The sequence below is a fragment of the Yersinia fenwicki genome (assembly GCF_043099325.1).
Classification (GTDB): Bacteria; Pseudomonadota; Gammaproteobacteria; order Enterobacterales; family Enterobacteriaceae; genus Yersinia.
The window spans coordinates 2,143,070-2,157,735 of record NZ_CP170755.1 but is presented as its reverse complement, the minus strand read 5'-3'; the positions used below and the strand labels follow the sequence as shown (position 1 = coordinate 2,157,735).

The following is a 14,666-nucleotide window of genomic DNA, read 5'->3' as shown; positions in this document are numbered from 1 at the left end:
ACGTTTTTTGCCGTCACAGTTGAGTGTCAGTTCACGGACATGAGGTAAGTGTAAGCAGCGGTAATATCACGTAATTTAGACTCGGCGTGGCAACTATCGACCTCAATGACTTCCATTTCAATACCACCACCGAACTCATCACGCAGCTTAGGCAACACTTCATTAAACAAATATATTGAAAACTTGATGCATTCTTTAGCATTGCCTTGATGGGAAATCGCCAGAAACTCACCCTTGGGAATTGAGATACTGTCTATCTCACGATTCCATTGAACTTCATGCCGTTTTTCTTTATCAATCGCCGTCGAATAATACATACTTCTCTGCCCTTGTTGATCCTTATTGGCAGAAAACAGGGAATATATCCGCTGGCAAGAGAAGTTAACTTCCTTAAAAAAATCGAGCATAATTTCATCTTTCATTGCCATGCAAGAGGAATGCTGCCCGCTGCAATGATTATGTTCATCAAAATTCAGCTGCCGGGTAAACCCGACCAGCTCTTGCGCGGGTAAAGATACCCGTTTGATTTCTGGCGTGTAATTTTCATAGAAGTTAAAACGCGGCAGCATCCCCTGCACATCCCACTGCGCCATCTGACGAAAACTATTGGGCGTGACACCAAAGCGTTTCTTAAAGGTACGAGTGAAGGTCTGTTGTGAGTCGAAGCCCAACTCATCAGAAATCTCAATGATTGGCCGACGCGAAATGCGCAGAGCAACAGCCGCACGCGTCAGTACGCGTCCACGTATATAGGACGCTAATTGTAACCCCACAATACTTTTAAATTTTCGTTGCAGATGCCATTTTGAATATCCGGAAATTTTTGCCACATCATCCAAAGTGGGACGTTTCTCTAAATTAATTTCAATCCATTCAATTAATTCATCTATAAACAATATGTCTTCGTTTATCATTTCATTGTTCTTTAAATATATAATTACATTGCATACTACATTAATCTATCATTATGCCAACGCTTTTCTCAACTCTAATTTTTAACGTTAATAAATCGTTAACTTACAATTAATTACAAATAAACCACTCAGAATAATCGCTATTATAATCGTACTATCAAGCCGCTCTTTTAAGTACTGCCGCCTAATTATCGCCACCAGTAAAACTGTATTTCTTTCTATTTGCCTATTACCATTAGGATATAAATTGCAAGTTAAACTTGAAGATTAGCGCTGTTTATTTAACACTCCTATTTACTTAATAGCATGCAGATGATGGTTAATAACCCTATGATTCAGACGTATTACACTTTGTCTGAATAGGGTAGAATGCTGCACCAATATTATCCCCCTGACGGCTGAGTGTATTGACGCCCGCAAGCATCGACTTGCCCGCGCAACGCCTGCGTTTGAGAATCCTGATAAGTGTTTGACATATGGTTGTAATTTCATGAAATTCAGGCCTGTAACATCGCCCCAGAACAAAGGGTTGCAGATAGCCAGTTCCCCTTTTACGCATAATCAACGTAGCACCCGCAGTATTATGCTGCTGGTTATTTTAGCCTGCATTCCGGGGATTATCGCCCAGACCTGGTTCTTTGGGTATGGCAGCTTGATCCAAGTTGCACTGGCTATAATTACCGCCGTGCTAGCCGAAGCCGCTGTCTTGCATTTACGTAAACAGCCGGTACTGGCACGATTACAGGATAACTCCGCCCTGCTCACTGGCTTATTGTTAGGTATCAGTCTGCCGCCACTTGCTCCATGGTGGATGATTGTTCTGGGCACTGCATTTGCCATTATTATTGCCAAACAACTATACGGCGGTTTAGGCCAGAATCCGTTTAATCCTGCAATGGTCGGCTATGTTGTTCTGCTGATTTCATTCCCAGTACAAATGACCAGTTGGCTTCCTCCTCTGCCATTACAGGGAACGCCGGTTGGATTCTATGACAGCTTATTAACCATTTTCACCGGATTCACCCAAAATGGCGCCGATATTCACCAACTGCAGATTGGCTATGACGGGATAAGTCAGGCCACACCTCTCGATAGTTTTAAAACCTCACTGCGCTCCCAACCCGTGGAACAGATTCTGCAACAACCGATTTTTACCGGGGGACTGGCGGGTATTGGTTGGCAATGGATTAACCTTGGTTTCCTGGCAGGCGGCCTGTTGCTGCTATGGCGTAAAGCCATTCACTGGCATATTCCGGTGAGTTTTCTGTTGGCGTTGGCAAGTTGTGCTGCTCTCAGTTGGATGATTGCGCCACACAGTTTCGCGCCCCCCATGTTGCATCTGTTTTCCGGTGCCACCATGCTGGGTGCGTTCTTTATTGCAACCGATCCGGTCAGCGCTTCGACAACACCTCGTGGTCGGCTGATTTTCGGTGCATTGATTGGCATTTTGGTGTGGCTGATTCGCGTTTGCGGCGGTTATCCCGATGGGGTAGCATTTGCGGTGCTGCTGGCCAACATCTGTGTTCCACTGATTGATCACTACACTCAACCTCGCGTTTATGGTCACCAGCGTGGGCAGAAATAAGGAGCCGTTATGCTCAACACTATGAAGCGTCACGGCATCACTCTGGCATTATTTGCCGCAGGTGCCACAGGGCTGACAGCAGTGGTTAATTCGTTAACCGAATCTACAATCGCCCATCAGGCTGCACTACAACAGAAAGCCTTGTTGGATCAGGTCGTTCCAGCAGAAAATTATGACAATGACATGCAAGCTGAGTGTTACGTTGTCACTGATTCAATGCTCGGCAATATGGCCCCTCACCGCCTTTATCTGGCACGCAAAGAGGGCCAACCCGTCGCTGCCGCCATCGAAACTACCGCGCCAGATGGCTATTCCGGCGCTATCCAATTATTGGTTGGAGCAGACTTTGCCGGTAACGTATGGGGTAGTCGGGTGATTGAACATCACGAAACCCCCGGCCTCGGTGATAAAATTGATATTCGTATATCTGACTGGATCAATCATTTCAGCGGTCGACATGTTGAAGGTGAGCAAGATAAGCGCTGGGCGGTGAAAAAAGACGGCGGTGACTTTGATCAGTTTACCGGCGCGACCATCACGCCAAGAGCAGTAGTTCGTGCGGTGAAAAATACGGCGCTATTTTTAGAAACTCTGCCGGCAAGACTCGATAGCTTGCCCGTCTGTGGAGAAAATCAATGAGTGAAGCAAGAGACTTATTAGCCCAAGGGCTATGGAAAAATAACTCGGCATTAGTGCAACTGCTGGGCCTGTGCCCGCTGTTAGCCGTTTCATCTACGGCAACTAATGCGCTAGGCTTGGGTCTAGCCACCACACTGGTATTGGTGTGCACCAACACCGCAGTATCGGCGCTGCGGCGCTGGGTACCTAATGAAATCCGCATCCCTATTTATGTGATGATCATTGCTTCAGTGGTCAGTACTGTGCAAATGCTGATTAACGCCTATGCATTTGGCTTATATCAGTCTCTTGGGATATTTATCCCGCTGATTGTTACCAACTGCATTGTCATTGGTCGGGCAGAAGCATACGCCGCCAGGAACCCTGTGGGTTTATCGGCTCTGGATGGCTTAGCTATGGGGCTGGGAGCAACATGCGCATTATTTGTCTTGGGCTCACTGCGTGAAATTTTGGGTAATGGTACTCTGTTTGATGGTGCCGATATGTTACTTGGTGGCTGGGCAAAAGTACTGCGCATTGAAGTCTTGCATCTGGACAGCCCTTTCCTATTAGCCATGTTGCCACCGGGCGCGTTTATCGGCCTGGGTTTGCTGCTAGCCGGGAAATATGTCATTGATGAGAAAATGAAAGCGCGCAAAGCCGCAACCTTGGCTACTGCACCGCAACTTCAGGATGGGGTGGCAGAGAAAGCCTTATGAATCAAGAGAAACGTGTCGCTATTTTGACCCGCCTGCGGGATAACGATCCACACCCAACGACAGAGTTGGTCTACAGCACGCCCTTTGAGTTGTTGATTTCGGTGCTTTTGTCGGCACAGGCAACCGATGTCAGTGTCAATAAAGCGACTGCTAAGCTCTATCCCGTGGCTAATACTCCACAGGCCATATTGGATCTGGGTGTTGATAACCTCAAGTCATACATCAAAACTATCGGTTTGTTTAACACCAAAGCTGAGAACGTGATTAAAACCTGCCGGATGTTGTTGGAAAAACATCACGGCGAAGTACCAGAAGATCGTGCAGCACTGGAAGCGCTACCGGGTGTTGGCCGTAAGACCGCCAATGTGGTGCTGAATACCGCTTTTGGTTGGCCGACGATTGCCGTTGATACGCATATATTTCGTGTATGTAATCGCACAGGGTTCGCCCCTGGCAGCAATGTTGATCAGGTTGAAGCCAAGTTACTCAAAGTGGTTCCCGCTGAGTTTAAACTGGACTGCCACCATTGGCTGATTTTACATGGCCGCTACACCTGTGTTGCCCGCAAACCTCGCTGCGGTTCGTGCATTATTGAAGATTTGTGTGAATTTAAAGAAAAAGTTTATCCCGAACATTAATGATTGAATCTGAATGAATCACATCGCAGGCGTGTTAGTGATCACCAGCGAAATGTCTAACGCAGCTAATCGTTTCTTGCAAGGAACTGCAATATTGTTCTGTTATCTTTCCTATAAATTATTATAGGAGCAGCATTTAATGACGATAGCCAAAATTAGTTCGGGACTACAACAGAGAATCTCTCTTTATCAAAAATCGGCACAAAACGGTCATGATAAACAGAAAATGGGTATTGAGGGATTCTCCCAAAAATTTGTCAGGATTACTCAATCACCTGTAGAACGTAAATTATCTCGCTTGCAGGGACAACACTCCCCAGTTGAGAAACATTCCTCAATCTCCTCACATATTCCAGTGTCTCAGAATATAGTGTTAAAACAGCAGAATACTTCAAATAAACCGACAGGTTCCCTGGCTAATATATCGCCTAAAGATCTGATCCAGGAACTGAAAGAAAAACTGAGCGCGGTTAAAAATAATACCGGTAATGTGACCCATGGCGGCCCCCATAAGGGGCTATCTGTTATTCAGCAGGAGATAGTTCAGGCGAAAGAAAAAGACAGACTTGAGGAGCCTAACCGAGTAGCAGCGGAAGCAAAAGCGGATGCCAGAATTGCCAAGGCGCTAGCAAATGAGTTGGCACAGCAGGCGGGAAATAAAACCAACGCTCAGACTGAGCCGGCTCAAGTTAAACTTCAATTTGATGCAAACGGCATTCCGACTTCCGCGCCTCCTATGCCAGCGCCTTCATTTTTGACGCCATCGCGGAGTATTGAATTGAAGCCGCAGGATAAAAGCAAGCAGCAGACTGGTACTTCGACGGATAAACTTGTTAAAGACTTGATCCAGGAACTGACAGCAAAACTTGCCAAGGCTCCAAATCAGAGCGGTGATGTCACCAATGTCAGTCCCCAAAAGCAGCTATCTGCTGTTCAACAGGAGATAGCTCGGGCGAGAGCAGAATACAAAATTGAGGAACCTAACCGAGTAGCAGCGGAAGCGAAAGCGGATGCCAGAATTGCCGAGGCGCTAGCAAATGAGTTAGCGCAGCAGGCGGGATATAAAACCCCTACTGAGGCTGAACAGTGTAAAGTTGATCTCAAATTTGATGCGAACGGCGTTCCGACTTCCACGCCCCCTCTTCCATCATTTTAAAACCCGCTTTGGTGACGTTGGAAGTGTGAAAAATTATGTGTCATTCCAGTAAATTACGTTCAAAAGGGAATGACGCACCGCCAAACTCTTCTATTTCGGCAAAGCACAGAGCGCACGCCATCGAGGTCAGGTAATACAGTTTGTTCCACATCATTCCAATTTAAGGCATGATTATGAATTCCATCCAATAATGATTTAATGTCTTTCGGTTCAAGACCAGGGACATCTATTTTTTATTCCCAAGATAAGCCTCCACTTCATCTTGCCTGGTTGGTAAAGAAAGCCCCTTTCTGATGTGTGCTCCCCGGTGATAAAATCAATAATAACTTTAGGTAACTCATTAAGTTATATTGTACTTTCAGCACTAGCCAGATTATTTCCAATAGCCAACTGTGTTTGTGTCATTTTATTATTCTCATCAAGATGATGATGGATGTAGCCCGGTAAAGGTAGGAAAAGAGCTGCCTTAATATATCTCAGCCATGCCGCTAAACATGACTAATGTTATTGCTTTTATTTAATGGTTATTTTTCATTATTTATATTGCTACTCATATTTAACGCATTAAGGTTCCGGCCATTAAAAAATAGCGAAACTAAGTCAGTTGGCCATTATTTAAACCAGATAAAAATCAACCTCAAGCAGGTGAATGATATTATTTCATCAATACAAGATACAGCCATTAACTCACCAGATGTATATCAACGGATTTGATCCGCAGTACGTGGGTGATAAACCTGCTCTATGCCGCGATTGCGGTATTCGATTAGACGCTAGTGCCCCGCCCCACTAGACTTGTGACAAAACAGAATCAAACAGTTAATCATTTTATTACCTGTTTGAAACATAAAAAACACCTGCGGCGTATGATATGAAATTTAAATCAGCCATAAAACCCTACACCGGCGCTGCTGGTGGCTGGGGATCCCTTGAAGCCACCACGCGCTTTGTGTTGGACAGCAAGCAAGCATTAAAGAATATTCGCAACTTGTTGCGCGTCAACCAAGTCAAAGGTTTTGACTGCCCGGGCTGCGCCTGGGGAGATGACAACCACAGCACTTTCAGTTTTTGTGAAAATGGGGCCAAAGCGGTGAGTTGGGAAGCCACTCGCAAGGCGGTGGAGCCGGAGTTTTTTACGGTACACAGCCTGACCACCCTGCGCCAACAGAGTGATTACTTTCTTGAATATCAAGGGAGGATCACCCATCCCATGCGCTATAACCCCGAGACTGACCGTTATCAACCTATCAGTTGGGAAAGTGCTCTTGAGTTAATCGCCAAGCATATTAATGGGTTGGATAACCCAAATCAGTTGGAGCTATATACTTCAGGCCGAGCCAGTAATGAAGCCTCCTATCTTTATCAGCTTTTCGGCCGCATGTTGGGAACAAATAATTTCCCGGATTGTTCAAATATGTGCCATGAAGCCAGTGGTACCGGCCTGAAACAGAGTATTGGGGTCGGTAAAGGTACCATTCGTATGCAGGATTTCGAGCTGGCTGATGCTATTTTTATCTTCGGGCAGAACCCAGGCACCAACCATCCGAGAATGTTACACAGCTTACGTCATGCCAAAGATCGCGGCGCACGGATTGTCAGCTTCAATACCTTGCGTGAACGCGGGCTGGAACGCTTTGCTGACCCACAAAACCCGATTGAAATGTTGACGCCTAAATCATCCCCCATCAGCTCTGCCTATTTTCAACCCAATCTTGGCGGTGATATGGCAGCCGTTCGCGGTATGGTGAAAGCTTTGCTGGAAACTCATCGCCAGCAACTGGCACAAGGGCTACCCGGTTTATTGGATGAAACGTTTATTGCAGCACACACTCAAGGAATAGATGAATATCTGGCGGCGGTTGATAATACGTCATGGTCGCAGATTACCCAGCAATCAGGCTTAACCGAGGCGCAAATACGCCATGCAGCAGATATTTATCAGCATGCAGAGCGCGTTATCCTGACATGGGCAATGGGCATCACGCAGCATAAACATTCAGTGATAACAGTTAGGGAGCTGACTAACCTGCAACTGTTATTTGGCCAGTTAGGCAAGCCTGGGGCGGGTTTATGCCCGGTTCGAGGTCACAGTAATGTGCAAGGTAACCGCACTATGGGGATTGATGAGAAACCCTCTGCAGCCATGTTAACGCGCTTAGGCAAGCATTTTGGTTTTACCCCACCTCAAACCGCCGGACATAATACCGTGGAAGCGCTTGAAGCCATGCTGCGCGGCGAAGTCAGAGTATTGATTGCCCTGGGTGGCAATCTGGCAGCAGCAGCTCCTGACACCGAGCGTACCGCGCAAGCACTGCGCCGCTGTGATCTGACAGTGCACATCAGCACCAAACTCAATCGTAGCCATCTGATAACCGGTGCTGATGCCTTGATTCTTCCGACACTGGGCCGTACTGAACGTGATATGCAAGCTACTGGCTCACAATTTATTACCGTTGAAGATTCATTTAGCATGGTACATGCCTCTGAAGGTGTGGGAAAACCGCTGGCAGAGACTCAACACTCAGAAACAGCCATTGTTTGCGGAATCGCCAATGCTGTTTTTGCTCAGCAGCCTGCTGAGGGGAAAGCGCTGGATTGGTTGGCATTGGCCGATGATTACAACTTGATTCGTGACCATATTGGCGCAACCACTCCAGGTTTTGATGACTTTAACGCCCGCTGCGAGCAGCCCGGTGGTTTTTATCTGGGCAGTGCTGCTGCCGAAATGCAATTTGCCACCCCCAGTGGAAAAGCCGAGTTTTGTGCATCAATGCTCCCTGATAGCTTATTTCCGCAGATTGCCGGTGAGCAGGCTCCTTTTGTGCTGCAAACGTTACGTTCACACGACCAATATAACACCACTATTTATGGCCTCGATGACCGCTATCGCGGGGTGTATGGTCAACGGGAAGTGCTGTTTATTAACCCGCAAGATTTGGCTGAACTGGCATTAAAAGAGGGTGATTTAGTTGAAATTGAAACGCTGTGGAATGATGGAGTTACGCGAAAAGTCAGTGGTTTCAAGCTGGTGAGCTACGATATTCCTCGCGGAAATCTGGCTGCTTATTACCCTGAAACTAACCCTCTGGTACCGTTGTCCAGCTTTGGTGATGAAACCCACACGCCAACCTCAAAATCCGTGCCGGTGACGGTGCGGCGCTGGCAGCAACCGCAAACCTTGCGCATTGCTTGAATACCGTCATGAAACTGGCCCTGATTCGTCGGGGCCAATTATTATGGAGCACGGCTGACAAAAGGCACCAGACATACCCCTGCTTTTAATAGGGAATTCCTCTGCAAAATGATATGCCGCTTGCCCGATGGGGCTGATTCGCGTAAAACTGTCAGCCGGATTAATCCCACTCACTACACCATTCACTGGACGATATGTTTCAAGATAACCCGCTGCTGGCGCAGCTAAAACAGCAACTTCACACTCAGACGCCACGCGTCGAAGGCGTGGTTAAAGGTACTGAGAAAGGCTTTGGCTTTCTTGAGGTAGACGGGCAGAAAAGTTACTTTATTCCGCCGCCACAGATGAAAAAAGTCATGCATGGCGATCGTATTATTGCCACTCTTCACACCGATAAAGATCGTGAAATTGCTGAGCCGGAAACCCTGGTTGAGCCATTTTTATCCCGCTTTGTTGGCCGTGTGCAACGAAAAGATGACCGCCTGTCTATTGTTCCTGACCATCCTCTGCTGCGTGATGCCATTCAATGTCGTCCAGTGCGTGAACTGACTCACGATTTCCAGACCGGTGATTGGGCAGTGGCCGAGATGCGCCGCCATCCATTAAAAGGCGATCGTGGCTTTAATGCCGATCTGACTGCTTTTATTACTGATGGTGAAGATCACTTTGTCCCCTGGTGGGTCACCTTGGCGCGCCATAATCTGGAACGTGAAGCGCCCGTAATGGTTGAATCTGCTCTGCATGATGCCAATCTGCAACGTGAAGATTTGACTGCGCTTAATTTTGTCACTATCGACAGCGCCAGCACGGAAGATATGGACGATGCTTTGCATGTGCAAGACAATGGTGACGGCTCGCTGTTGTTGACCATTGCTATTGCCGATCCTACTGCTTATGTTGATGAAAACAGTGAGTTGGACTTAATTGCCCGTAAACGTGCATTTACCAACTATCTGCCGGGCTTTAACATCCCGATGCTGCCACGTGACCTATCCGATAATCTTTGCTCACTGCGACCGAATGAACGCCGCCCGGTATTGGTGTGCCGCGTCACTATCGCTGCTGATGGCACGCTCGGTGATGACATTCACTTCTCAGCCGCTTGGGTTGAGTCGAAAGCCAAACTGGTTTATGACGAAGTTTCTGATTGGTTAGAAGGCAGTGGTAATTGGCAGCCACAAAATACTGATATCGCTGAACAAATCACATTATTAAAACGTGTTTGCGAAGCGCGCAGCCATTGGCGTGAAACACATGCATTGGTGTTTAAAGACCGGCCTGACTACCGCTTCTTGTTGGGCGAAAAAGGCGAAGTGCTGGATATCATTGTTGAACACCGCCGCATTGCTAACCGTATTGTGGAAGAGTGCATGATTGCCGCCAACGTCTGTGCGGCTATTGCGCTGCGTGATAATCTTGGTTTTGGCATATATAACGTGCATACCGGTTTTGATCCCGCACTGGTTGAGCAAGCCGCTAATGTGTTGCAGGCCAATGGGGTGGAAGCCGATCCGCAAGCGCTGCTGACCTTACCTGGTTTCTGTGAATTGCGCCGTCATCTTGATGCCTTACCGACCCAGTTCCTCGACAGCCGCATCCGCCGTTTCCAGACATTCGCTGAAATCAGCACGGTTCCCGGCCCCCACTTTGGTTTAGGGCTTGAAGCATACGCCACCTGGACCTCGCCAATTCGTAAATACGGCGATATGGTCAACCATCGTCTGCTGAAAGCTATTATTACGGGTCAGCAAGCGGAAAAACCACAGGACGAGATCACGGTTCAATTGGCCGAACGCCGCCGTTTGAATCGCATGGCTGAACGTGATGTCGGTGATTGGTTGTATGCCCGTTACCTACAACCGATGGCAGGCACAGATACGCGCTTCCCTGCGGAAATTATTGATGTCACTCGCGGCGGCCTACGGGTGCGCTTACTGGATAATGGCGCCGTCGCCTTTATTCCCGCGCCCTTTATTCATGCGGTGCGTGATGAAATGGTGTGCAGCCAGGAAACCGGCACCATACAAATCAAAGGCGAAACGGTTTACAGCCAGAGCGACAAAATTGAAGTGCGCATTGCCGAAGTACGGATGGAAACGCGCAACGTTGTGGCGCGCCCCGTGGTTTGATGTTTAGAATCAATACATTAATTAATTATAACCTAAATAATTCGAGTTGCAGGAAGGCGGCAACAGAATGAACCCAAGGAGTTGAGATAACTCGATGACTTGGGTAAGTGATGGCAACCAACACACATGCAGCTTGAAATATGACGGGAAAAGCCGTGGTGATGTACATCATTACGGCTTTTTTATGTTCGCTATTATCCGCTCAGGCATTCTCACTTCGTACTCGTACTGCCGGGTAGTCATCACAATATGTAAGAAAATGATTCTAATGGTGAGCAAAAAACATTTACCTCATCACAGTTCTCACTTTCGCTACTTTTCTTTCACATTAAAGCTCCTATGTTAACTAACGGTTGCATCTTTTTTCCCAAACGGGTGCTGATTACCGTTAAATTTTCCCCATAACAAGGAGTCGTTACCCATGAAAAACGTCAAGACTGTCGTCATCTGGCTGACCGTCGCGTTAATAGGTGCATTCGCGTTTGCCATGCTGGCATTGAGCCGAGGCGAACATGTCAATGCCATCTGGCTGGTGATTGCATCGGTAGCCTGTTACAGCATCGCCTACCGCTTTTATAGTCTGTTTATTGCCAAGAATGTCTTCGAGCTGGATGACCGCCGTTTAACCCCGGCAGAGCGACGTAATGATGGTCTGGATTATGTTCCGACCAATAAATGGGTACTGTTCGGCCACCACTTTGCGGCTATTGCCGGCGCCGGGCCGCTAGTTGGGCCTATTTTGGCCGCCCAAATGGGCTTCTTACCCGGTACTATCTGGATTTTGGTCGGTGTAATGATGGCAGGTGCGGTACAGGACTTCCTTATCCTGTTCATCTCAACCCGCCGTGATGGCCGTTCATTAGGGGAAATGGCAAAGCAAGAATTAGGGGCTTTTGCGGGCATTATCACCATGTTGGGTGCCTTAGGGGTGATGATCATCATCTTGTCTGCACTGGCATTAGTCGTGGTTAAAGCACTGGCCGACAGCCCGTGGGGCCTGTTTACCATTGCTGCTACTATCCCGATCGCACTATTTATGGGCGTGTACATGCGCTTCCTGCGCCCAGGCAAAATCGCCGAAGTATCACTAATTGGTTTTGTATTAATGATGGCGGCAATTATTTACGGCGGGAATATTGCCGCACACCCTTACTGGGGGCCATTCTTTACCTTGCACGGTACCACTTTAACCTGGGTGTTGGTCATTTATGGTTTTATCGCCTCCGTTCTGCCGGTATGGCTGCTGTTGGCACCACGTGACTATTTATCGACCTTCCTTAAAATTGGCGTCATTATCGGTTTGGCGATTGGTATTGTGTTTGCCATGCCAGAAATGAAAATGCCTGCCGTGTCGCGCTTTATTGATGGCAGCGGGCCGGTCTTCTCCGGGAGCTTGTTCCCATTCCTGTTTATCACTATCGCTTGTGGTGCTATTTCGGGCTTCCATGCGCTGGTCGCCAGTGGTACCACGCCGAAATTGGTGGAACGCGAAAGCCATACCCGCTTTATCGGATACGGTGCGATGCTGATGGAGTCATTTGTCGCCATTATGGCGCTGATTTGTGCATCGGTTATCGATCCGGGCGTTTACTTTGCCATGAACTCACCGGCGGCACTGATTGGCACCACGGTAGAAAGTGCCGCTCTGGCCATCAATAGCTGGGGATTTGTCGTCACACCTGAAACCCTCACCATGATCGCTAAAGATGTCGGCGAAAACTCGATCTTATCGCGCGCCGGTGGTGCACCAACCTTCGCGGTTGGGATGGCGCATATTATCAGCGAAGTCTTTAATAGCCGCAATATGATGGCGTTCTGGTATCACTTTGCCATTCTGTTTGAAGCGATGTTTATTTTGACAGCTGTTGATGCCGGTACCCGTGCTTGCCGCTTTATGGTGCAGGATTTGGTCGGTGTGGTGGTGCCAAGTTTGGCGAATAACCGTTCATGGTTTGGCAACTTATCCGGCACTACCGTTGCCGTCGCCTGTTGGGGCTTCTTTGTCTATCAAGGGGTAGTCGACCCGCTGGGTGGCATTAATACCTTATGGCCTCTATTCGGTATCGGTAACCAGATGCTGGCATCAATGGCGCTGATTTTAGGGACTGTGGTCCTGTTTAAAATGAAGAAGCAGCGCTATGCTTGGGTAACCATCCTGCCAACAATCTGGCTATTTATTACCTCAATGACGGCAGGCTGGCAGAAAATTTTCCACGAAAAACCGAGCATTGGTTTCCTGGCTCAGGCGAAGAAATTCTCGGCGGGTGTCGAGCAAGGGGTATTGATTGCCCCAGCCAAGAGTATTAAGGATATGGAAACCATTGTGTTTAACAACCAGATCAATGCCGCTTTGTGTGCCTTCTTTATGCTGGTGGCAGTGACCATGTTGATTTCATCTTTCTTCGTGATTCGGCGCGCACTGAAATCCAGCAAACCGACTACGCATGAGACAGAAATTGTATTCCGTGAGGAGACTGTTCGTGGCTAATGCAGGTATCCCATTACGCAGGCAACAAAGCCATCTGTTGCACCGGCCATGTCCATCAGGCCCACGTCAGATTACGCGCTGCATACCGCTGGTTCCCGTCGTCGCTCACCCGACCACGTTATGGGCTTGGGTTCGTTTGATTGCGCACCGAGTGGCTCAGAGTTTCCGGCTGATGGTGGGAGTGCAGGATTATGGCAATTATGTGAATCATATGCGCCGTCATCACCCCGCTACGCCGCCGATGACCGAACGTGAGTTCCATCGTTATTGTCTGGAGGCTCGCTTCCCCAGCAAAGGGGGCAAGTTGGGGAAATGCCCTTGCTAGGATAAAATCAGCCCCTTGACCAAGTGATTCGCGGGGAAATGTGCCGAATGGGTCGTAGCAGCGTAAGCTGCCGGAGCGCCCATAGGTGCAGTCGCCCCGCCAGCCACCGAGCGATAAATAGCTTTGTCAGCAACACAAAATTTCATTATATGACTTGCCATTAAGTGACACCGTCACGCCCGTTTAATGTCTAAGCGGGCGTTTTTTTATGATTTCATGTATGAATGAAACTCTAGCTTAAGATTGCTGAGCCAAATGCGCCCTGCCAGTCATGCTCAAACTGTTCTACTGCCGCTTTAACCGCTGGGGTGCTGATAAACTGCTCTGCAACATCCACAGGAATCGTCACGGACTGACAACCCGCCAGTAGGCAATCCAGTACCTGACGAGGTGTCCGGAAACTGGCTGCCAACACTTTAGCGCCCGGTGCATGTAAGGTCAGCAATTGCTGTAATTCGCGTACCATCGCGATGCCATCACCCCCCTGCGCATCAAGCCGGTTGACATAAGGAGCGACATACTCAGCTCCGGCTAATACCGACAATAGCCCTTGCCCGGCACCGTACACCGCAGTACCCAATGTCGGGATTGACATAGTTTTCAATTTCTTAATTGCAGCTAAACCTTCAGCAGTTGCTGGCACTTTGATAACTAAACCGGGAACCCGCTGGGACAGTAATACGGCCTCTGACACCATTAGTTCACTGTCGCTGGCCAACACTTGGGCGAAAAGTTTACCGGTTCCCCCCAAAGCATCGCGCAGCGCAGGAAGCACTTCCCAAATGGGTTTGCCCGCTTTTGCCAGAATACTGGGATTGGTCGTCACTCCCTGCAAAGTCAGAACACGTGCCAGTCGTTTAACTGCGGCCACATCTGCAGTATCGAGATAAAGCTCCATAAC

General features: G+C 48.2%; 12 protein-coding genes. 9 read left to right on the top strand and 3 right to left on the bottom strand.

The genetic code is table 11. The annotated features are described in order from the left end of the window. Positions 1–26: 26 nt before the first annotated feature. Positions 27–914: a helix-turn-helix domain-containing protein gene (locus ACF3VQ_RS09965; protein ID WP_392435120.1), complete on the bottom strand. Its 888-nt coding sequence runs from the start codon at positions 912–914 to the stop codon at positions 27–29. Between the two features lie 490 nt (positions 915–1,404). Here ACF3VQ_RS09965 and rsxD point away from each other — a divergent pair, with 490 nt between their 5' ends. The 9 genes from rsxD (at position 1,405) to ACF3VQ_RS09920 (ending at position 13,765) form a co-directional block, all read left to right on the top strand. Then, positions 1,405–2,499 (top strand): electron transport complex subunit RsxD, encoded by a 1,095-nt coding sequence (gene rsxD / locus ACF3VQ_RS09960; RefSeq protein WP_392435118.1) that lies wholly within the window; start codon positions 1,405–1,407, stop codon positions 2,497–2,499. 9 nt (positions 2,500–2,508) lie between these two features. Further along, complete coding sequence (gene rsxG / locus ACF3VQ_RS09955; RefSeq protein ID WP_392435116.1) at positions 2,509–3,138, top strand: electron transport complex subunit RsxG; 630 nt, start codon at positions 2,509–2,511, stop codon at positions 3,136–3,138. Then, positions 3,135–3,836, top strand: coding sequence for an electron transport complex subunit E (locus tag ACF3VQ_RS09950; protein ID WP_392435114.1), 702 nt, complete (start codon positions 3,135–3,137; stop codon positions 3,834–3,836). The genes rsxG and ACF3VQ_RS09950 overlap by 4 nt, the downstream gene beginning before the upstream one ends. Then, positions 3,833–4,474, top strand: coding sequence for an endonuclease III (nth, locus tag ACF3VQ_RS09945; protein WP_392435112.1), 642 nt, complete (start codon positions 3,833–3,835; stop codon positions 4,472–4,474). The genes ACF3VQ_RS09950 and nth overlap by 4 nt, the downstream gene beginning before the upstream one ends. 139 nt (positions 4,475–4,613) lie before the next feature. Beyond that, entirely contained in the window at positions 4,614–5,630 is a 1,017-nt protein-coding gene (locus tag ACF3VQ_RS09940) for a hypothetical protein (RefSeq protein WP_392435110.1), read from the top strand. 871 nt (positions 5,631–6,501) lie between these two features. Beyond that, on the top strand, positions 6,502–8,823 hold the full coding sequence (locus ACF3VQ_RS09935; protein ID WP_392435108.1) for an FdhF/YdeP family oxidoreductase: 2,322 nt from the start codon (positions 6,502–6,504) through the stop codon (positions 8,821–8,823). 194 nt (positions 8,824–9,017) lie between these two features. Beyond that, positions 9,018–10,952, top strand: a complete 1,935-nt coding sequence (locus tag ACF3VQ_RS09930; RefSeq protein ID WP_392435106.1) for an exoribonuclease II — start codon at positions 9,018–9,020, stop codon at positions 10,950–10,952. Positions 10,953–11,373: 421 nt separating this feature from the next. Continuing rightward, positions 11,374–13,440, top strand: a complete 2,067-nt coding sequence (locus tag ACF3VQ_RS09925) for a carbon starvation CstA family protein (RefSeq protein ID WP_077293851.1) — start codon at positions 11,374–11,376, stop codon at positions 13,438–13,440. Continuing rightward, positions 13,433–13,765 carry a YbdD/YjiX family protein gene (locus tag ACF3VQ_RS09920; RefSeq protein ID WP_392435104.1) on the top strand — a complete coding sequence of 111 codons (333 nt, stop codon included), beginning with the start codon at positions 13,433–13,435 and terminating at the stop codon, positions 13,763–13,765. The genes ACF3VQ_RS09925 and ACF3VQ_RS09920 overlap by 8 nt, the downstream gene beginning before the upstream one ends. Here ACF3VQ_RS09920 and ACF3VQ_RS09915 read toward each other — a convergent pair. Together ACF3VQ_RS09915 and fsa are read right to left on the bottom strand one after the other, a co-directional pair. After that, positions 13,762–13,926, bottom strand: a complete 165-nt coding sequence (locus tag ACF3VQ_RS09915) for a hypothetical protein (RefSeq protein WP_392435102.1) — start codon at positions 13,924–13,926, stop codon at positions 13,762–13,764. The two genes, ACF3VQ_RS09920 and ACF3VQ_RS09915, sit on opposite strands and share 4 nt — an antisense overlap. A 71-nt stretch (positions 13,927–13,997) precedes the next feature. Next, a complete protein-coding gene (fsa, locus tag ACF3VQ_RS09910; protein ID WP_392435101.1) occupies positions 13,998–14,663 on the bottom strand; it encodes a fructose-6-phosphate aldolase in 666 nt (221 codons plus the stop codon). Positions 14,664–14,666 lie beyond the last annotated feature (3 nt).